Here is a 22,852-nt window from a genome sequence, read left to right on the forward strand (position 1 = left end):
TTTTTCATTGATAATTATAAACTAAATTGATTTTTTTCAAACAAAAAGAATAAAGCATCAATTTGATGCTTTTATGATTGAATAGGTTTATTTAGAAACGAATTTTTAAAACTTAAAGTGTCTGAGGTTCGCACTTTAAAGAGAATATTTGGGTCTCTTAATCCATCTTTAGCTTCATTTTTTGCAATTGGATAAATAGTAAATGAGAATTGTGCATTACTGTTTTCTTTTGGATTAACTATTTTACCAAGACTATCAACTTTTGGAGCATTGCTTCCAACTCCACTTTGACGATTGATATCTTTTGAATTGATATCAATAGTCGGAACTCGAATTGATGTTCAATTATGTGTTTTTTGATCGCTTGGATTGTATTTATCTAATTTAGTTTCAAAATAATCTTTTTTAGAATTATAAAATCCATTTGCATTTCAGTTTTTAGTTCCTGATGCAATCACTGAAATATGCACTTGAGGCATTCATGAACCATTTTTACGATATTCGCCAGTATAACCAATAATTTGTCCTTTAGTTACCTTAAGTGGGGTTTTAGGAGTGATTGCTACTTGCTGTTTGGTAGTTGAATCTAATTTGGTTGCATAATGATCCACGCTAGCAGTTTTCCCACTTCCTAGTTCAATTTGAGCTTGAGAAATACCTAAAGCAGTATTATTCAATGTTTTCTCTTGATCCAAACGTAAAAAACTAAGATAAGCATATTGTGAATCCTTAAAGTAAAGTTCTTTTTCTCGTGGTGAAAGGTTTAAATCAGCAACCTTAACTCTCATTAATAAAGCAGTTCCAAATCCTAGAGCATTTTTAGAATCATTCTTCTTATCATTTCACACAATTGCTAGAATTTCACCATCATATGGAGCAACAATTGGTGTTTTGCTTGGAGCAAGATAATCTTCACCTAAACTGAGAATATATGGATATGAAGGACTTTTTGAATAAAACGATCTTAATTCATCATATCCACCACTAAATAAGTTAGTTCCATACTGCGTGAATAATTGTTCATTAACGTGACTTAATTGTGGTAATGTAAAGTCGTTAAGCACAAAGTTATATGCTTTTAAATTGTTTTCTACAAAATCATTTTGTAGAAAATTAGCATATTTGCCAAGTCCTATGTGTTTAGTGAAGGTAAATTCTTGTGAATCGCTTGCACTTGTTATCTTAAAAGTAAATTTAGCATTCTTAGCGTCAATACTTTGATAATTAATTAATTTTAAATCACTAAATTGCTCTGGCTTATAAAAACTCAAATCACTTAAATTTAAGTTTTTAAAATTATATTCAGCTAAATTACTATCCTTAATATTGACCTTAATCAATCTAGCTAATTGTTCATTGAGTAAAAATGAACTTAAAGCAGTATTGTGATAGTCAAAATCAAGCGATACATCTGTTCCAATATTGAGTTGTGATTGATTGTCAATTTGTGCAATAATTTGTTCTTGTGTTGGTGAAGTTTGACCATTTTGCTTTAATTTATTAATTGCTTCTTGCACTTGGTTTTGATTATTTGAAAGTGCAACTCTCAGTGAAATTAATGCTTGATTTAAGGTTGAATTAAATGAAACATTATTGACAAAAACGTTAGTAATGATATGCTCATTTGTTCACAAATCATTAATTTTATCCTTAACTTGGGTTGGTAAATTAATTTTAAAGATTTGATTTAGCTGTTCATTTGATAAATCACTTAACTGATATTTGCTAGTTAGTTCAGTAACAACACTTTGTTCTCCAAGTGTTAAAGTTGGTTTGTTTGTGCTCAATAATTGTGTTAATTCGGTTAATTTACTTGTTAATGTTTTTAAATTATTATTTGTATTAGTTCCGAGATTATCAATAACAAAATCAATAATTCTGCTTTCGTATAAGCCTTTATTTTTGTCTAATGTATGACTAATTTCAATCGGGATAATTGTTTGAGTAATGTTATTAGGGTTTTGACGAATATTGTGATGTTGAATATTAAATGCTAATTGTTCAATTAATGCTTGATAATTTGGAAATGTTTGTTTAATTAAGTTTTTAAGAGCTGAATCACTAAATTGAACATGTTGACCAATATAATTGTTATTTACAAAATCATTAAATTCAATATCAGCTAAATTAGTATTTTGTGGAAATGATAAAAATGTTAAAGCAGAAGTATGATTAAGTTTTGCTTGAATTTCATCAAGAATATTGCTAGATGAAACTTGATTAGTTAGGGTAATATTGTAATTTACAGTTGATGGCGTTGGTTTAATAACAGGATTATTATTATTATTATTAGTTGGACCTGTGTTTGAGTTAGTAGCTGGTTTAGGCTCAGGCTGGTTTATAGGTTTGCTCGATTGATTTTGTGATTCATTCATTGAATCACTATTTTCGGACTCTTTAGTTTTATTTACGATTGTTGGATTGGGTTTTGATACATTGGTATTAGTTGGTTTTGAAGGAGCATCTGAAGAAGTTGTTTTACTTGCTTGGACTGGTTTTTGAGTTTTAGGAATGGGATCGGAATTTTTTGTTTCTTGAGGTTTTGATGGTTTGGGGTTATGGATGTTTGTTTTCTGTGGGGCGGAAGGTTTAGGAACAGGAACTGGAACTGGATTTGGATTTTTAATTTCTTGTTTTGGTAGAGTAGGTTTTGCAGGTGTTATTGGGGTTGATGGTTCTGTTTTTGGTTGCTCAGGTTGAGTTATTGGAGTAGGTTTTTTCTCATCTTGTACTGGTTTATTATTATCAATTGATGAACTGGTACACGAAGCTAAGACAAGAGTTGTTGAAACACCACTTAATACCGAAATTGGTAAAATGAATCTTTTAAATATCCTATATTTTTTCATAATTTATATTCCAATCATGTTATTTGATTATATTTTAAAAAGTACCCAAAAAAGCATCTATGTAGATGCTTTAATGTTAACTATTGTTCAATTTTAAATAATGAATCAATATCAAAAGCGTAAGTTTCTTTACTACGAATTTTAAATAAAATGTTTGGATCTCTTAAACCGTCTCTAAGTTCTTTATCTTGAATCGGAAGAACAGCAAATTCATAATTACCTTTACCGTCAGCTTTTGGGGTTAGAGTTTTTCCGGTTTTAGGGTCAATCGCTGGAGATTTTGGATTAGTTTGATGAGCAAAATCGGTTGAACTGCTTAAAACACCTTGAGCTCTAATTCCAGCTCAATTAAATTTTTGACCTTCAGGAGTGTATGATTTAAGTTTTGATTCATAATAATCTTTTCGTTTAGAATAAAATCCGTTCTCGTTTCAGGTTTTAGTTCCTGAAGCAGTTACCGCAATATGCACGTGTGTCATTCAACCACCATTTTCGCTAGTTTTACCAATATAAGCAATAGTTTGTCCTTTGGTAACTTTAAGTGGATTGGTTGGTGTGATTGGTACTTGTTTATTTTTTTTAGGGTCAAGCACGGTTGCATAAGTATCTATAGTAGTAGTTTTACCTGATGTGGTATCTCTTTTTTCAGAACTAATTCCTAATTCTTGATTATTAAATGTAAGTTCTTGATCAAGGTGAATCATTCCAATGTAAGCGTACTCTGAATCTTTAAAGTACATTTCTTTTTCGCGTGGAGAAAGATTTAAATCAGCCACTTTAACTCTCATTAAAAGTGTTGTTCCAATTCCTTCAGCAAGATTTTTAGCTTGATCAACATAATCATGATAAACAATTCCTAAAATCTCTCCATTGTATGGAGCTATTATTGGGGTTTTTTCGTTCGCTAAATAATCCTCTCCTAAGTGAAGTTGATATGGGTATCTTGGTGAAGAAGCATAAAATCCTCTTAATTCATCATATCCACCACTAAGAATTTTGTTTCCGTAAAGACTGAAAATTTGTGCATTAACTTTAGTTAGATCTTCTCTAGTAAGTGGTCCAGTGATAAAGTTATATGCTTTTTGGTTTTCTTCAACTAATTCTTGTTTAAAAAATTCAGCAAATCTTCCTAATCCAACGTGTTTGGTAAATGTGTATGTTTGCTTAGTTTTAGCATCTGTGGCTTTAAAAGTAAATTGTGCGTTTCTTGAATCAATAGCTTGAAAACTTTCAACACTTAAACTTGAAAATGCTTCTGGTTTATAAAAGCTAAAATCGTTTAAATTCATCGTTTTAAAATTATATGTAGCTACAGTTCCATCTTTAATATTAACCTTCACCAAACTTGCAAGTTGTTCGTTAAGTAAAAAATCACTAAGTGGGGTGTTGGTATAGCTAAAATCAACTTTAACATCAGTTCCAATGTTTAATTTAGATTGTTTACCGACTAACTCAAGCAATTGTTCTTTGGTTAATTGTTTGGAAGCGTTTTCACGTTCTTTAAGAATTTCAGTAACTTGGCTTGAATCATCTGAAACTGCAACTCTAAGTGAAACAATTGCTTGATTTAAGGTTGAGTCAAATGAAACATTATTAACAAAAATGTTAGTATCAATTTTATCTGCATCTCAAAGTTGATTGATTTTTTCTTTAACTGAATCAGCTAAATTAATTTCAAATAATTGGTTTAATTGTTCGTTTGATAAATCTTCTAAACGATAGTCTTTAAGTACATCTAAGACTGCTTGTTTATCACCCTTAACTGATACGCTTGGTTTATTAGTGTTCAATAATTGTGTTAATTCATTTAATTTATTTGTTAATTTTTCCAACTTAGGATCAATGGCTGAACCTAAGTTATTAATGGTAAAATCAATAGTTCTAAATTCATATAAATGTTTATCGCTATTTAAATCATGAATAACATCAATTGGAATAATGGTTTGGTTGATATTATTAACATTTTGACGAATATCGTGATATCTAATTTTGAATTTTAAAGTGTTAATAAAAGTTTCTTTGTTTGGAAATTGCTTTTTAAGCATGCTTTTTAAGGTGTTTTGGTCAAAATTAATATATTGTCCAATGTAATTATTACGTACAAAATCATTAAATCTAATTTTGCTTACATCCACATTTTCTGGGAATTTAAAGAATTCTTTTGAAGAAGTTAAATTTAATTTTTCTTGAAGTTCATCAAGCATATTGCTTGATGAAATATTGCTTGTAATGTCTGCTTTTAATTGATTAGAGTTTTCAACACTAGCACAAGAAGCTAGCACAAGAGCACTTGAAACACCACTAAGTACTGAAGTTGGTAAAATAAACTTTTTAAATATTCTGTATTTTTTCATAGTTTTATCTAACTTAATCCTCTCTTTGGATTGTGCTTTAGAGCACATATATGTTTTGTTTAACAATTAATCGACTATAAATTAATTGTTAGTTCAATACAAGTCTTATTTAGTTTTATATTAGCTTAAAAATTTAAATTAAAATTTAATGCACATTTTGGCATCAATAATTAATTTTGGTACTTTATTTATGTGCATGTAGTGAAATTTTATTGCTCTTAACTTAAATTATTAAGCAATAAAGAATGATAAATGGGAAACTAATAGAAACGAAGATCAAACTTCTAAAACCAGAAAAGACTTGTATTAAATTGATAATAATTATTTCTGATTTATATCAACTACTATTATACAAGAATAACCAAATATTAATTAATTTTCAAATTAAAAGAGCACCTAGTGTTTAGGTGCTCATAAAATGTGATTATTCATTAAGTTTAAATAATGCATTAATATCAAAAGTAAAAGTTTCTTTACTACGGATTTTGAATAGGATATTCGGATCTCTTAAACTATCTCTTATTTCAAGTTTTTGGATTGGGAAGATAGCAAATGAATATTTAACTCCGCTATCAATTCCTTTTTTGTTTGCATCTAAAATCGGATCTCCAGTTTGAGGATTAATTTTAGGGGTTGCTGAATTGGTTTGACGTTTTTCATCAAGTTGGCTATAGTATACTCCTGGTACTCTAATTCCAGCTCAACTATGTTTGCTTAAGTCTGGATTTTGTGGGTCATATTTATTTAATCTATTCTCGTAATAATCTTTTTTAGCAGATCAAAATCCATTTTCATTTCAATTCTTGGTTCCTGAAACTACTGTGGAAATGTGAGCATGAGTCATTCAACCACCATTTTCACTTGGATCACCAATATAAGCAATTACTTGTCCTTGTTTAACTTTAAGTGGGTTTTTAGGAGTAATTGCAACTTGTTTGTTGGTTTTTGGATCAAACACAGTTGCGTAAGTATCAACAGTTTCATCTGATTGTTCGACTATTTTATTGTTAACAATTCTTCTAATTTTGCTGGTTTGATCAATTTGTTGCGAACTAATTCCTAATTCTTGGTTTTTGAAGGTTAACTCTTGATCAAGGTGAATAATTCCCAAATAAACATATTGAGCATCTTTAAAGTACATTTCTCTTTCTTTTGGAGAAATATTTAAATCAGCGGTTTTAATTCGCATTAATAAGGTTGTTCCAATTCCTTCACCAACATGTTTAGTTTTATCTTTGTAATCATGGAACACTATTCCAAGAATTTCACCATCATATGGAGCAATAATTGGTGTTTTTCGTGGAGCTAGATAATCTTCTCCAAGGTGCAATTGATATGGGAATTTTGGTGAAGAAGCATAAAATCCTCTCAATTCATCATATCCACCACTAAGAATATTGCTTCCGTATTCGCTAAAAATTGATGGATTAACTTTAGAAAGATCTTCTTTGGTTAATGGTCCAGTGATAAAGTTATATGTTCTAGGATTTGCTTCTTCAAAATCTGATTTAAAAATATTAACATATTTCCCTAATCCTAAACGTTTAGTAAATGTATATTCTTGTTTAGTTTTACTATCAATTACTTTAAAAGTAAAATCGGCATTTTTAGCATCGGTTGCTTTAGTTTTTTCAAGCTTTAAACCTGAAAATTGTTCTGGTAAATAAAAACTAAAATCGCTAGGATTCATTTCTTTAAAGTTATATGTAGCAACTGAATTGTCTTTAATGTTAATTTTAATTAATGAAGAAAGTTGTTCGTTGAGTAAAAATGAACTTAAAGCAGTTTGTGCATAATCTAATTCAACCTTAACATCATCTCCAATATTAAGATTTGAAAAACTTCCAAGTCCTGTAACAAAATCAGCTCGAGTGAGTTTTGGATCTTCAGGTTTACGATTTTCCAAAACTTTATCTACTTCGGTACTATTATCCGAGATTGCAACTCTAATTGATACAAAAGCTTTGTTTAAAGTTGAATCAAATGATATTCCATTGACAAATATTTTAACCATATAATGATTTTTGTCTCAAAGGTCATTTATTTTTTTATCCACAACTTCTGGTAATGTAAGTTTGAACAATTTATTTAATTGCTCATTTGATAATTCATCTAAACGATAATCTTGTAAAACTTGCTGAACTACTTGCTCATTTTCGACTTGAATTGTTGGTTTATTTTGCTCAACTAATTGAGTTAAATTATTTAATTCGGTAGTAAGTTTTTGTAATTTAGGATCAGTTGCTGAACCTAAATTATTAACCACAAAATCAACAGTTCGATATTCGTATAAGTGTTTTTTACCTTGAAATTCGTGGATAATTTTAATTGGAATTAGTGTTTGATTTTTATTGTCAATGTTTTGACGAATACTGTGATACATAATTTCAAACTTGAGACTATCAATAAATTTGTCTTGATTAGGGAATTGCTTCTTAAGCAGGCTTCTTAAGAGCTCTTGGTCAAATTTTACAAATTGACCAATGTAATTGTATGTGATAAAGTTTGCAAATTTAATTTTGCTTACATCAACATTTTCTGGGAACTTAAAGAATTCTGAAGATGATGTTAAATTAAATTTGCTTTGAATATCATCGAGCATGTTGCTTGATGATATTTCTTTGCTTAAATTAATTTTTGGTTCTTGTGATGTACTGCTAGCACACGAAGCAAGAACTAAAGTACTCGAAACTCCACTAAGTACTGAAGTGGGTAAAATAAATTTTTTAAAAATCCGATATGTTTTCATGATTAAAAGTTTAATCCGTCTCCTTTAGTTAATTGATAAATTCCAATACTAATAAAACTTACAACAAATGGAACAGCAATTGTTAAAGCACTAGAAATTAGCATATGGAAAGCGTAATTTGAGTAATCATTTTGATAAAAGCGGGGGGGTTTTGTTGCGTGAAGGTTGGTTTTGTTTGCTAAAATTCCATAAATCAAGTTAATTGCACTGATAAATAAATCAATAAAGATATTAAAGGCAAAAAACCCAAAATAGCTAGAAATAAGAATAAGAGCAAAAACTACTACACATAAAGAGACAATAACATCATAGTGACTAAGTCCGTATTGAGGGTTTTGGATATAAAAAATAAATCCTAAAGTAACGCAAAATACAATGATAAAAATTGTTTCTTTAATTGCATATAAACCTGGACAAGTTTTTTGGAATCTTTTAAATATTTATAGTTTCACCTCAAGCTTCTTGAGGTGTTTTTCATTTTAATATTGATTGATATCGTTCAGTGTTATATCAATTGATGTAATTTTCTATTTCATTTTTAAGTTCTTGATAATTTATTTTGCTGTAATTTAATTTATTCAAACATTCGCTTTTAATGTTTGAAAAGAAATATTCTACCTCTCGGTTGTCTAATGAATTTCCGACTCTACCCATTGATATTATTCCGTTATTTTCTTTAATTGTATCAACAAAGAGTTTAGAAGAATATTGAACCCCATGGTCAGAATGGATGATTCATTTATCATTAAATTTAATGTTTTTAATATGAGACAATACTAAGTTAACATCGTTTGTTTTACCAATTTGTCAATTGATAATTTTTTAGTTCGATGATGAATAGCTACAGATAAATAAACGTGATTTTCATTCACGTCATTTGGTGCTTTAATATATGTCACATCAGTACTATTATATTTGCACTTTTTCCGTTATAATCTCTTTTTACTAAATCTGGATATTGTACATTTGTATTTTTGATTTCTAGTTTTCTTCTTGCTTTTCTAATTTGACAAATAAGAGTTAATTTTTTCATGATTCAGCCGATTTTTCTGGGTTCTATGTAAATATTGTATCTTCTTTTAATATAAACAGATAATCTTTCTCTTCCATAATTTTCTTTGTTTTCAAAGAAAGATTTAGTAATAATTTCTTCTATTTGCAATTGTTTTGTGTTGTGCTTGATTGGTTTTTGCTTATTCTTAATTTGATAATAATAAGTTGACGAACTAATTCTAAATTGGTTAAATGCAAGCTTTTTGCAAATTCCTTCTTTTCTATTTTACTAATGTCAACATTTATATTGTTTTCCTCGAATGTTTCTTCGTAAATTTCAAGAATTTTAATTATCTGATCCATAGGAACTTTGGTTCAATCGATTTTTTGTTTTTTCTTTGGTCTCCCACTACCTTTACCTTTTTTGGTGACTTACCAGTTTTACTATAAATCACATCATTGTTTTTTAAAAATCATTGTATTTACGATTGAAATATCTTCTTATCTGATCATCTTGAAAGTTCTTATTAAATTCCTTTATAGAGATAAACTTAAATTCACTTTTTGATATTTCGTTATTTTGATACTTTTCATAATATTCAAACCACTTTAATCATTGTTCAGGTTTCAATTGACTCATAATATACCTCGTTTTAATTATAAATTAAAAAGACACGCTCTCCAATTTACGTGTCCAGGTTTATATCCTAAAACTGTTGGTTCTTCTTTTTTGAAAATATCAATCAGGGTGAGTGATTTTATTTCCTCATTTTTAGCATTAATTCTACTCAAATACATTTTCATTGGATAAAATAGAGCTAAAAAGACACTTAGAGCTAAAATAAAACCAAAAAACTCTCCAGCAATTAAGTAGGCAATTCCTTTGTATTGATAATTAAATGAGTATGTTTTACCTCTAAATTTGAATCCTTGCAACACGGATTGCATAAATACAAAAATTGGGTTTCCAATTGGTGTTGGTGAACTATTGAATGAATATTTAGAGGTTGATCATACTTGAATATACATTACAAATGTAGCTAATGTAAATGCTGCTGAAAGAAAAAGTTTTTGGTGTTTAATTTTAAACGCTTTAGCAAGAAAAATGAATATTAACACAAGAAAAACTAATAGAAAGGAAGCTAACGCTTCAGCAAAGAACCCTTGACTACTCCATCAAACAGATAATAATTGTTTTGGTGTCATAAATATCTCTAATTATATTAAATTAACAAAACAAAAAATTTAATTTCATAAAAAATACACCCCTTTTAAGTTAGCATTTGCTGTCTAACTTTTGGGTTGCATATCATTTTAACCTGCTTAAGTAATTTTTATGCCTCACAATCTGGGTCGGCTTTACCGATTTCAATTCAATGAGATAGTAAGTTCTCTCATTCTTGGGGGGTTGAGCACTTTAAATACTCAATTTGATCGGCATCAATTGATAAATTATATTGTGGAGAGACTCCACTTTGAGTGTGGTGTATAAACCATTGTTTAACTTTTTCAATATCATCTTGAGCTTCGGCATAATTAACCATAAAATCAAAGGCTTTAATTTTACGTTTTTTTAAATCTACTAGCTCAGGATGCAAATAATCACCTTGATCTTCTTTTAAAAATAGAGCAATGATTTTATAACGCTCTGCGTTCATTAAATAAGCGTAAAGTTGTGCTTGCTTACGATATGAAGGATCAACTTCTTTGTTTCATTTTTCTATCTTAGATTCTCCAGCAGTTTTAATTTCTAAAACACAATTTTTACTTGGTAAAAACCCATCTGGAACTCCGATAATGTAATCGTTTTTCCCTTCAAAAAAGTTGTAATTATAATCATGAGCTTGATAATTTAAAATTTGTTCATTGGGATAAGCGGCTCGAAAAGCATCAAAGATACGGGGTTCTAAAATGGTTCCAGCATTAACATATTTTTTAGCTAAAACCGGAAGTTTAATCCGAGCAATATGACAAAAAGCTGAAAATTGTGATTTAAAACCACCAGTTAAAAGCACATCTCCAATCGTGCTTCCACCAATTTTTTTAAATCCTTTAAATTTATCAAAAGTTAATAATTCGGCATGAAAATGTGGGCTTAAAGTAACAATTTTCTTTTCTTCATCAATGACATAGTGAACGTTATTGTAGTATTTTCGTTTAACCATATTATCTCGCTAAGTAATTGTCATAAATGATTTTAGCGTACATATTTACTTTTTCAAAGTTAGCTGTTCAGTGTTGATCAATTAAAATGTTTTCAGGAATGATGTGATCAAAACACAAATTAACAATCTTATCAAAGCTAGTTTCGGTTGAATTATCATCAACTCCAGGAACAAATTTGGTTGCATCAAAGAATTTTTGAATCCGAATAGCATTAACTGAAACTTTTGCATTTTCTCCAACCATTTGTTGTAATTCGGTTAATGAACCTTTAAAAAAATCTAGTTCATTCGGAAAACGTAAATCATCAATTAAAAAAAGTGAGTTTTTTCCTTGTTTATTAACTTCTTTAATAATTTCTCTAATTTTATCCATTACTCGAGAACATCAAATGTTGTTATCAATATTACGTCCTACTTCACCCATTGCAATCCAAAGTGGACGCACAATTTCCTTGTTTTCTCCATCTCATTTAAGTTCAATTAAAATTGATTCAGTGATTTTTTTAATTGCTTGGGCAAAAGAGAGAATGTACACATTCCCTTTATAATCTTTTTCTTCGGCAAGTGATGCGATTGCTTTAGATAAAAGACCCTTTCCGCTTCTTCTTTTTCCGTTAATTAAAATAATTGAATGTCTGTTTTTTTTAACTTCCATAACCCTTCCTCTTTGACAAAAAATGCACTTTTAATTATTATAAATTAATGTATTTGAATTTAAATCAAACAAGCTAAAAAATTTTTTTAGTTCGTAAAAATGTGGATATTTAGTAAAAATTAAATTTATATTTAATAAAATATATTTTTTAGTTTGTGATGTAATTTCTGAGTGATTGATCATGTTTTATATAAAAAAATGTCCTTGAAATTGTTCTTGTGATTATGAATAAATGATTGATGAAAATTATTCAATTATGCTTAATTCATCTCTTCGATTGAAGTTTTGATGTATTCTTTTTCGCTAGGAGATAAATTATATTTATTAAATAATTGTTCATCGACTGCGCCTATCGACTGCGCTCAGTCTATGTCTGAGCGATTAGTAAAATTTTGCATTGGTACAAATTCGTAAACATTTTGATAAACATTTTGCGAAGATTTCATTAATGAAACTAAAAATCTAAAAAACTTGGTTTTAATGTATTTTTGTAAATTTTGTGCTTCTTGTAGTGTTTTAAAATTACCAATTGGAATCAACGAATCTGTGCATGCTGTTTTTTTACACCCGATATAGGGTTCTCTTAGAATTTTTTTATCTTGTGGAGGAATTCCTGCTGATTTAGCAATAAAGACTTTGTAATTATTAAATATCTCTATATTCTTAGTCACCTTATCTAAAGATATATATCTTATATTATTGTGTTTACACCTTAACTCATAACTGTTTTCAAAAGGTTCTTCCTGTGAAATTCTTTCAACTTCATCTGGTTTACCAACTATTCCGAATGCATTTCTTCCTTTTGTAATATTAGTTAAAGGAGCAAAATTTTCGTTTTTTACTTTATTTAAAATTTCGTAATGATATTCATTTATTAAAACTATATCTAAGTTATCTAAAAAGAGTTTTCTATTTGTCTTTTGAATTTTACCTGAACTAGAATACTTGACAAAATCAATTGTTTCATTATTGAATTTATTAGCTAAAAAATAACATACTCCTCCAGCAATTTGAACATTTTTAAAAATACTGTCCGAGTTTTCGAAATAATGCATTTGAGAAATATTGTTCTTTCACTTTAAATAATCACGAAGTTTTAAAAAAGAACCATCTTGGGCTTTACCTGTGAATCATCTTGCGGGGATGATTAAAGAATTATAACTATCTGATATTTCGTTAATTAATATTACATAATATGGAAATAATTGTTTTGAAAGGGAAAAATTTTTATTTTTGGTGCTTATCGCTTCTTGATATGGTGGATTCCCTATGACTACTCCAAATTTAATATCTCCACTTTTTTCTTGTTCGTCTATTAATTTAATTTGGCTAAATTTCTTATTTTGCTTAAGCAAATTGTTTATCTTTTTATAATCCATTTGACCATCCTTATTTTTTATTTTAGTTAGTTGTTTTGAATAAAAATTAGTGGAGATATTGTCTATATTTAAATCTAAAATTTCATAAAACTTTCTGGTGAATTCATATGCTATTGGAGATGTAGGTATTGAATATATTAAATCTTTAATTTTGTTGTGCTCATATTTATATTTAGTTTTTAGTAGCTCATATACAGAAACTGCATACTCACCAGATTTGCTAGCAATATCAAGAAATTTGTTATTATTTAAAACTATATTTTTTATTTCTTCAATAGGTACTAATTCAATCATTTTTCTGCAAATTTTTAAGGGTGTCATAACTTCAGATTCTGAAATTCTATCGAATTTTCGAATAGATCTAAATGCTCTTTCAAGTTTCGAGAGACTCTCGTCAAAATTAAGAGTTGATATATTTTCAATCTTATAATCTAAAACCCTTCTCTTAAACGGATTCATTAATTTAGATATTTTCTTGATTATTTCTTTTTTCAATTCTAAATTTTCAACAATTCTCTTATTTTCTTCTTTGTCTATCACATTTAAAATAGCATCTATTGAATCAACTTTATCTTTAGTTAAAAAGGAAAAAAATAATAATCTTTGATAGTAAGTCCTGATTTGACTTTCGAGTTTTCGTGTTTCTGAATCAGTCCTCAATTCACTATAAGAAGGTTCGTTTTGGTTTTTTGGATCATGATTACCAATATTTTCATCTAAGTCATAAATTTCTAAGTCTTCTTGTGGGCCTTGAACCGGATCAATTTCCAGTCCTTGTTTTGAATTAAAACTTCCTTGACTTTGAATCACAATTCTAACATCCGAATCATTAAGTATTGACAAATCAATCGGAATATCTAAAACTTCATCCAAAATACTTCTTTGATTATTGTATTCACTAACTATTTTTAGAATATCATTGGGTTCTACTTGATGAATTTTATTTTTATTCATCACAATAATTGGAGAAATGCGTAGTTCTTGAGCTATTCTATCTCTTAATTTACTATTTCCATTTTGTTCAAAATTAACATTATAAATGAAAGATTTTTGCTCTTGCATTCTAAACATTCTGTTTGGATCAAAATCTACAAGCAATGTTTGTGGCTTAAGATTCTCTTTAATTAAGTCACCATCTTTATTTTTTAATATGCGAATATATTGATTTTGAAGTCTAAAAATAGACTGATCATACTCTTGTGGTGAAGAACTATCCTTCAAATAAAGCATAGTATCTCATTGTTCCACGGTTGAACCAGTTAACATTCTATTTACTGTAAGCGTTAAAGTTTTTTTATTCTCTTTTTCACATTTTCGAATTTTATTTTTAACATCAATTGGTTTCTTATATTTTCTTCTTGCACTTAAACCTGAAATGTTTATAATCTCATAATCACCTAAGTTTTTAAAAATGCTCTTATTGGATTTAATGAGTTCTTCCATCGCATCACAAGAAGCACAATATGGTAGCACCATAACCATGTGTCTACACATATTACCTTTTTTAATTCTGTCATAATCCAAAAATCCTAGTAAATCTTCATCTTCTTTACTGCCATCAATTACCTGTAGCAAATCAAGTACTTCGTTTTGACTTATGAATTTTTTATACATTTCTTTTTGGTCTTTTATAATTGACTGTGGTTCAAATAAATCAGAAAGAGAAACGCTGATTTTTGTGCTTTTTAGCTCTTCCATTTTTCTACGTGAAGATTCGTTTGGGTTAAAAGCAAACCGAATCATTTGAGGAAAACCATAATAGGGATTATCTCATTCATTAACATTATCCTTATATAAATTATCTTTATTTCATTGTTCTTGTTCTTTAAAAATATCAGAAAATTGTACAAATGAAATAACATCTTCTTTTTCAAATTCACTACCCATTAAGATCTGATAAGGAGTGCCTGAGAGATGAAGTTTAATTTTTGCTTTTATAGAGTTAACTTGTTTTTCAGCTATTTCAAGATCAATCGTTTCATCATCTAATTTTTTAATATATTTTTGTTCAGACTTAGAATGAGATGTGTTTTCTATTTTTTGCCCAAAGGATTGAGCCCGTGCTCCAAAATGGGTTTCGTCAATAATTAATAAATCAAATAATTGATTTAATAATTCTTTGTGCTTAGCCTTAGTTTTGTTACCTTGAAGATCTTGTAATGTTAAAAATATAACTACTTTTTGATTCGATAATGTATCCTTAATTGCATTTGGATTTCTTGATAAATTCTCTGAATCTAAAAAACGATAATCTTTAAAATTACCAGCACTTTCAACTGTTTTCTTTCATTCTTCCTTAACATCTGCTTTGGCTGATACAACTAAAACTAAATTAGCCTTCATTTCTAATGCACAACAAAGTGCGGTAAACGATTTACCAAAACGCATCACTGCATACATTAGCAGATTGGTTCTTCCTTTTTGTCAAGCTTGTACAAATTTATCAACAGCTAATTGTTGATTTGGTCTTAATGTTCAAGATTCTCCTCTTTGATATTGGAAGTCTTGAGATGCTTTGTTATCAGTTTTGTAATATTTATATTTACCAGTATTCCTATTATAATTATCTTTAATATCTTCAATTGCTTTATCTATTTCCTGAGATATTGTATCTTTAAAAAATTCTTTACTGTAAAGAATTTTACTCGATAATTCTTTCTCTTGCAAACGTTGCTTATTTAAATCTTGTTCTAAAAATTGATGAATTGAAAAGTCTCTAAAGTAAATATTATCGTTAACAAGTGCTTTGTTTTCATATTTTTGCTCAAGACAGGGATAAATAAATCTTCATTCATTTAATCGAGTTAAAACCCCACGATAAGTATCTCCGATTTTTAAATAATTTGGAATGGTATTAGTTGAAAAAGCATATATGTATGGTTCAATTCGTCCTTGAATTATCTCATCTAATTCTTTCAAATTTTCAATCCTACTTTTGTTCATTGATTTTTAGCTCTCCTTAATTAAATTTTTAAAAATGACTTTCTTTTTGCTTCTTCAGTTTTTTATAACACATCATGTACTTGAATTAATTTCTTGTGAATTTGGAACTGCAAACGTTAATCCGTCCATTTGCCACAAATTTCACGATATAATTCTTGCTATTTTAAGCAATTCTTTATCACTAGGTTCTCTTTTAAGGGCATCTTGCATATAATCGATATAGCTATCTAATAGGTTTTGCCGAGCTATGAGCAAATTGTCACCTTGAAGTTCAAATCCATATACGCTTTCAAAAGCTCTTTGAGCTCATTTTAATCATTCTGTTTCGTTGTTAGTGTTTTCTTTGACAATTCGCATTTTGCGATCTAAAAGACCAATTCGCTCATTTATAGGGATATATGCTCCAGTAACTGTATCGTATCGACTGACTAAATATGGAGCTTCACCGCAAGTGATTTCTAATCGATTTTCATCAATATATTTTTTTCACGTTTTAGCTTTATTATCCGGAAAAACAATTTTTCTCTTAATTGCTCTTCAACCTTTGGATGTTTGAAGATTAAAAACATTCTTACGACCAAATCAAGCATGATCGACAAGATTATTCATTTTATTACATAATCAACTCGGGGTAAAAACTTCTGCTTTAGTTCTAGTTCTTAAGGTCTGATTCTCTCGAGATTTAAGAACTCTAGGTTGAATTAAATTTTTATTAACCCCAGTAATTAATTTATATTCAATGGTTGAGTTTGGAGAATATAAAGAACCTAAATGTTCATAATCATTACTTGCTCAGATAATGTTTTTCCCTGTTGTACAATCGAGTAAAAGAGTTTTTAGAATTTTCTCATTTCATTTTTGTTCTTTTTCATTAGTTGAAAAATTCATCTCGCTCCTTTAATAAAATCTTGATTATGCCAGTACTGAAATTTTACAAGAAACAGTGATTTATTATTTTTTTTATGAAAAAATTAAACATGTTATTCATAACATGTTTAATTTGCTTATTTTAAATTAATTAATTCCCCACCAAAAATAGCAGTTTTAAAATTTTCTCCATAAACATCTTTTAATCGTGAACGATATGATACCTTTTGATGTTTGTATAAATCACTAGAAGTATGGTCAATTAAATTAAATGGTTGAATCATGGTACCAGTACGATTTGATAAAATTGGCATGTTTAATGCAAAAGGTTGAAACAAGGCAGTTGAAAATGATTTAATTTGGCCTTTATCATTAACAAATTGTTGGTCTTCGTTTAAATGACCAAGTAATAAACCAATCGGGAGAGCTTGTTCATTAATAATTAATGAACCTGAAGAACCTGGTTTAGGCCCATTTTCAATATCAAAACTATTCATAAATCCGTAAAATTTCATTCCAACTTGATTATTGAAATATGCTGAATCATCATCAAAAGATTTCAAGTGGAAAAAGTCTTCATATTTAAAGTTTAATGGGAGGGTGCTGGATTGAGAACCTAAAATATTTCTTTCTGAATTTTTAATTGTTTTAAAAATTGATAAGTTCCCACTTTCTAATGAAGGATATCCATAAGAATATAAGTTTTGCGGAGCTAAACCATATTGATAATTATTTAAGTATTTAGAAACTAAATCACTCACTTCTTTAGCGTTTTTGTTATGTGATAATTTTGAAAGGTTTTGTACAGTTGCGTAATCTAAAGTTGCGTATGGAATGGATTTATTATCAAATAAATACGAATTAGTGTTTTGGGTATCTTTGAATTTGAGAATACTTTTATTCACTTCATTAATTGCACTTTTAATTTTTTGTGCTAAAAAAGGAAGCACAATATTATTTGGATAATATCTTTGAGCATATAAAACGTCTAAATCCACATCCATTTCAATGACTGAAAAATCAGAGAAATATTGTCCAACTGAAGCTGGTACTGTTTGTTGATCCATGAAATTTTGTGCTAAAAAGAAATTTTTAATTGTAACATAAGGATTATTAAAAGGAAACAAAACATTAATTCAATTTGCTGGAGCTAATGTTTGATTTTTATCATAAGCATTAGCGGCTCAACCAAGCGAAAATCCATAAGGAATATATTTTTCTAATTTTTTAGGTTGTTGATAGATTTGATAATCGTTTTTTGTAAATAATCCTGAAGCTACGTGATAATTGGTTGCAAAATATAATTTAAATTTTCTTTTACTAATATGTGCATAATCCAATAACCACATGGTTCCACTATTAGCATGTCTTATTCCAAGACTAGGATGCTTTGGATCTGGTTCTGTATAATATCATTTCAATGAAAAGGTTCGTTTTTTAATTGATTGAATGTACTCATCATTATTTTTAAGATAAGTTTCTTTTGACGCTTGAGTGGGTGTAAATTTAACTAAACTTTCTTCTTTGACTGGAGTTAGAATTGGTTTAGGTTTAGGTTGTGGGGTTGGTTTTACGACAGGTTGAACAGGTTTAGGTTTTTCTGGATCCAATGTTTCTTGAGGTTTTGACGGTTTGGGTTTAGGAGTATTTATTTTAGCTGGAATTGAAGTCTTTGGTGGGTTTGATGGTTTAGGAGCAACAGGAACAGGAACAGGAACTGAATCTGGTTTTTTAATTTCTTGCTTTGGTGGAGTAGGCTTTGCAGGTGTTATTGGGGTTAATGGTTCTGATTTTGGATCTTTTATCTCTTTGTTTGGATCGACTGGTGTTTTTGGAGTATTACTAGGATCTTCAATTGGTTCAATTTTTGAAGGGTCTTTGTTTGAACCATTTAAATTAGGATCAGGATTAGGATTTGGTATTGGTTCAGTTCGTGGATTAAGTGGCGGAGTTAAAGCTTGTTCACTTGATTGAACTGGATTATTCAAATTACATCCTATTAAACCAATTGGCATAATAGGACTTAAAACAAGTAATAATTTCTTAATCTTTAACATAGTATCTTAATTATAACTTTTTATTTAATTATTTAAAAAAATGGAATTAATCAAATAAAAAACACACTTTTTTAAAAAATGTGTGTTTAGTTCAATCGTTTATTTCTGTTTAATTTCGACAATTTTATAAGCTTTTCGACCTAGTTTTTTGGTTTTTTCTTTATCTTTTCTAACTTGGAAGATTCTTCCGTTAATTTTGTATGCGATACGGTCTCCAGCTTCACGATTGGTTAAAATATGAGCTGGAATTTTGTCCTTACCATCTTTAGATTTAGGATAAATATGATGCATGTCCCAACCAAATTCTGATTTAGCATCTGCGTATGCTGATTTTTTAATTTTTCTTCCGGCAAAATCAAGTGCTTCTTCTTTATCACCAAAATATTCTTTTCATAGGGTTTCATTTGTCATTTCTTTCTCCTTATTAATATTTAATTATGTTTATTTTATTATTTGTATTCCAACAAGAAAAACATTTGTGTTTTAGCAATTAACCAAATTTTAATGCTAAAACCACTATTACAATAACTACAAAACCTATACCGGCTAAAAAGTGCATTTTATAACTCCTTTTCTTGTTTTATAAATATTTTAATCCCTTTTAAAAAAATCCCTTTTACTGAAAAAATGTGGAACATTTTTCAGTTTTTAAGTGCTTTAAGTAATTATTTTTTATAAATTGAAGATTTAAATTGATTAAATTTGCACAAGAGTGAATTCATTATTATAAGATTTTATGCAAGTATTAATGAAAATTTAAGTTCGAATTGATAAAATTATTATAGAAAGGAAGTAAATGAAAATAACAAGTTTATTTAAGAATGAAGATACTATTTTCATTGATAAAGAATTTGACTCAAAAGACAAAGCAATTTTGTTTTTGAGTCAGGAATTAGAAAAGAAGAAATACGTTTCAAATGCTCAACGAGCATATGAGCTTTTTTGAGAACGTGAAAAACAAGCATCAACTGGAATTGGTGATCAAATTGCGATGCCACATATTGGATCATCGATTGTTTTAGAAAATACATTAGTTTTTGCAAGAGTAAAAAATTTAAATTGAGAATCCTTAGATAATCAAGATGTTAAATACATTTTTGGAATTGTATTATCTAATGATGATCGTGAAAATAAGCATATATTAATTATGCAAAGGCTATCTGTACTATTAATTAATCCACAATTTAAGGAACAATTAGCTCAAATTAGCACTCCTAAAGAGTTCCTAGAACTTGTTGATAAATTTGAACAAGAAACAAGTGAAAATCAAAAACAAACATCTAATGATTACTATGATATAGTCGCTGTAACTGCTTGTCCAACCGGGATTGCTCATACATTTATGGCTAAACAAAAGCTATATGAACAAGCTCAACAAATGAATGTTTCAATTAAAATTGAAACCCAAGGAGCTGATGGAGTTGATAACAAATTAACAGCTCAAGAAATTGCTAATGCCAAAGGAATTATTTTAGCTGTGGATCGTGAAATTGAAAAATCACGGTTTTCTCATAGTAATAATGTCCTTGAAATTTCAACACAAAAAGCAATTCACAAACCACAAGAACAAATTAATAAAATCCTTAATAACCAAGGAACTAAATTGCAAGGTGTAACCCAGAGCAATGATAATAATGAGGCAGCCATGACCTTTGATGGATTTGCTGGTAAAATGTGACGTTCATTAATGTCTGGAATTTCACACATGCTCCCATTTATTATCTTTGGTGGAATCATGTTAGCGATTGGTTTTGTTATTGATATGATTATCGGAGCTTCAAATGGAGTTGATTTAAACTCTGCAGACTTTTTAAAAAACTTTGGATTTAATTATTCAGCTTCAAACTTAGTCTTTTCAATTGGTAAAATTGCTCTTGGACTAGCTGTACCAGTGCTAGCAGCTTATATTACTTATGCTTTAGTAGGACGTCAGGGATTGCTGCCTGGATTTGTGATTGGAGCTATTGCTAGTGGACAATTAGCAAAAACATATAGCTTTTTAGCTCCAAGCATTGCTAGCTCAGGGGTTGCTAATCCTGATGGTTTCTTAGGAACTGGATCAGGGTTTGTTGGAGGAATTTTTGGTGCTTTTTTTGCCGCAGCTATGGTTATAATATTTGCTAAATACATTTTTGGTAAATTGCCACAAACCATGCAAGGAATCAAAAACATTCTCTTTATTCCTTTATTTGGAACTTTAGCAATTTCAATTTTATTTTGAGCAGTAAATATTGTCCTTATTTACATTAATTTAGGATTAGTTTTATTCTTACAATTATTCCAAGGAAAACCATACTTAGCTTGATTGCTTGGATTAATTCTAGGAATTATGATGGCCACAGATTTAGGTGGGCCAATTAATAAATCAGCATATATTTTTGGTACCTTATCAATTGCTTCAAGTGGTCCAAGCGGCAGTGTAGCTATGGCTGCTGCAATGATTGCTGGAATGGTACCTCCACTCGGAATTTCACTTTCAATGTTTATTAGTAAAAAGTTATGAACAAAAGAAGATCGTGAAGCTGGTAAAGTTTCGAATATTCTCTTTGGACTTTCATTTATTTCAGAAGGAGCTATTCCTTATACATCAAAAAATCCAAAAGTACTTGTCCCTGCTAATATTGTCGGTGGAGCTGTTGCTGGATTAATTTCAGCAGCTTTAGGAGTGTCAATTATTGCTCCTCATGGTGGAATTTTTGTCATCTTTCTCGCTAAAAGCACCTTAGTAAATGGTCTTGGATTACAAATTTGACTAGGAATTTCATTCTTTATTCTTTCATTAATTGCAGGAACTTTAGCTTCAGTAGGAACTATTTGATTAATGAATTACATTAATCGTAGAAACTTCAATTTAACTAACAAATTTAAGTTAAAAAAAGACCAACCAACAAAGGCAGTTAAATAGTGATTTATACACTAACACTCTCACCATCTGTGGATTTGTTAATTAATTCAAATGAATTTGAATTAGAGAAAGTAAATCGTTATAAACAATTTATAATGCTACCAGGTGGAAAAGGTTTAAACGCTAGTGTTATTTTGACACGTCATGGGTTTGAAAATAAAGCTATTACACTCTTTGATAAACAAACATTTACCCAACTTGAACCGATTTTTCAAGCTGAAAAATTAGATATTATTAATATTAACCTTGAACAACAAACCCGAATTAATATTAAATATTATGGTAAAACTACTAATTTTGAGCTTAATGGCCCTCGGGCACAAGTTACTAATGAGCATTTGGAGCAAGTTTTAAACATTCTTAAAACTTTAACTCAAAATGATGTCTTAATGTTAATGGGAACTGCTCAAGAAGAGCAATTAATACAGATTTTAAAAATTTGTAACCAAAGAAAAATCAAAGTGATTTTAGATGTAGAAAGTGATAATTTTTTACAATTACTTGAGTATAAACCATTTTTAATTAAACCAAATAAGCAAGAGCTCGAAAAAATCTTTAATGACCAAAATTTTGATTCTAAAGAGAATTTGATTCAAGCAATGAAAAAATTACAAACATTAGGTGCAAGTAATGTGATTGTTTCGCTTGGTGAATTGGGTTCGTTTTTGCTTAGTGATCAAAATGAAATTTTTCATGCTCAAAACAGTACTTTAATCAAACTAGTTTCAGCCACTGGAGCTGGTGATACGTTAATTTCTATGTTTGCAGCTTATTATTTAAATACACAAAATGCACATGATTCGCTTCGTTGAGCAAGTGCAGCAGCTACTGGAACCGTTCAAAGTGCTTGATTAGGTGAACAGAAATTAACCTTATCAAATTATGAATTCATTTTAGTTAATAAAGAATAACAAAATCACTAATACCTCTACTTAA

General features: G+C 29.0%; 13 protein-coding genes and 1 pseudogene. 2 read left to right on the forward strand and 12 right to left on the reverse strand.

From position 1 onward, the window contains the following. Positions 1–71: 71 nt before the first annotated feature. The 12 genes and pseudogenes from AC1RP9_RS02345 to AC1RP9_RS02400 all read right to left on the reverse strand — a co-directional run bounded on the left by AC1RP9_RS02345 (position 72) and on the right by AC1RP9_RS02400 (position 19,422). Positions 72–2,849 (reverse strand): MSC_0775 family lipoprotein, encoded by a 2,778-nt coding sequence (locus AC1RP9_RS02345; RefSeq protein ID WP_481821793.1) that lies wholly within the window; start codon positions 2,847–2,849, stop codon positions 72–74. A gap of 80 nt (positions 2,850–2,929) precedes the next feature. After that, positions 2,930–5,203 carry an MSC_0775 family lipoprotein gene (locus tag AC1RP9_RS02350; RefSeq protein WP_481821795.1) on the reverse strand — a complete coding sequence of 758 codons (2,274 nt, stop codon included), beginning with the start codon at positions 5,201–5,203 and terminating at the stop codon, positions 2,930–2,932. Positions 5,204–5,627: 424 nt separating this feature from the next. Beyond that, positions 5,628–7,952 (reverse strand): MSC_0775 family lipoprotein, encoded by a 2,325-nt coding sequence (locus tag AC1RP9_RS02355; protein WP_481821797.1) that lies wholly within the window; start codon positions 7,950–7,952, stop codon positions 5,628–5,630. Positions 7,953–7,954: 2 nt separating this feature from the next. Next, entirely contained in the window at positions 7,955–8,392 is a 438-nt protein-coding gene (locus AC1RP9_RS02360) for an MAG4940 family membrane protein (protein ID WP_481822742.1), read from the reverse strand. Then, positions 8,385–9,585, reverse strand: a pseudogene (locus tag AC1RP9_RS02365) (DDE-type integrase/transposase/recombinase). Before AC1RP9_RS02365 ends, AC1RP9_RS02360 begins: the two are co-directional and overlap by 8 nt. A gap of 17 nt (positions 9,586–9,602) precedes the next feature. Beyond that, on the reverse strand, positions 9,603–10,151 hold the full coding sequence (locus AC1RP9_RS02370; protein ID WP_481821799.1) for an MAG4940 family membrane protein: 549 nt from the start codon (positions 10,149–10,151) through the stop codon (positions 9,603–9,605). A gap of 128 nt (positions 10,152–10,279) precedes the next feature. Continuing rightward, positions 10,280–11,110, reverse strand: coding sequence for an MAGa7180 family putative nuclease (locus AC1RP9_RS02375; protein ID WP_481821801.1), 831 nt, complete (start codon positions 11,108–11,110; stop codon positions 10,280–10,282). Between the two features lies 1 nt (position 11,111). Continuing rightward, positions 11,112–11,765 carry a hypothetical protein gene (locus AC1RP9_RS02380; protein ID WP_481821803.1) on the reverse strand — a complete coding sequence of 218 codons (654 nt, stop codon included), beginning with the start codon at positions 11,763–11,765 and terminating at the stop codon, positions 11,112–11,114. Positions 11,766–12,025: 260 nt separating this feature from the next. Next, positions 12,026–16,087 (reverse strand): Eco57I restriction-modification methylase domain-containing protein, encoded by a 4,062-nt coding sequence (locus AC1RP9_RS02385; protein ID WP_481821805.1) that lies wholly within the window; start codon positions 16,085–16,087, stop codon positions 12,026–12,028. A 6-nt stretch (positions 16,088–16,093) separates the two neighbouring features. After that, positions 16,094–16,975 (reverse strand): hypothetical protein, encoded by an 882-nt coding sequence (locus AC1RP9_RS02390; RefSeq protein ID WP_481821807.1) that lies wholly within the window; start codon positions 16,973–16,975, stop codon positions 16,094–16,096. Positions 16,976–17,091: 116 nt separating this feature from the next. Continuing rightward, complete coding sequence (locus AC1RP9_RS02395) at positions 17,092–19,011, reverse strand: MIP family Ig-specific serine endopeptidase (RefSeq protein ID WP_481821809.1); 1,920 nt, start codon at positions 19,009–19,011, stop codon at positions 17,092–17,094. Between the two features lie 99 nt (positions 19,012–19,110). Beyond that, entirely contained in the window at positions 19,111–19,422 is a 312-nt protein-coding gene (locus AC1RP9_RS02400) for a hypothetical protein (protein WP_481821811.1), read from the reverse strand. Positions 19,423–19,807: 385 nt separating this feature from the next. On the opposite strand from AC1RP9_RS02400, the gene AC1RP9_RS02405 reads away from it, so the two are divergent. Next, complete coding sequence (locus tag AC1RP9_RS02405; protein ID WP_481821813.1) at positions 19,808–21,916, forward strand: PTS fructose transporter subunit IIABC; 2,109 nt, start codon at positions 19,808–19,810, stop codon at positions 21,914–21,916. After that, positions 21,916–22,827 carry a 1-phosphofructokinase gene (locus AC1RP9_RS02410; RefSeq protein ID WP_481821815.1) on the forward strand — a complete coding sequence of 304 codons (912 nt, stop codon included), beginning with the start codon at positions 21,916–21,918 and terminating at the stop codon, positions 22,825–22,827. The genes AC1RP9_RS02405 and AC1RP9_RS02410 overlap by 1 nt, the downstream gene beginning before the upstream one ends. The last annotated feature ends 25 nt before the right edge of the window (positions 22,828–22,852 follow it).

It is taken from the genome of Mycoplasma sp. 3686h (assembly GCF_056781225.1).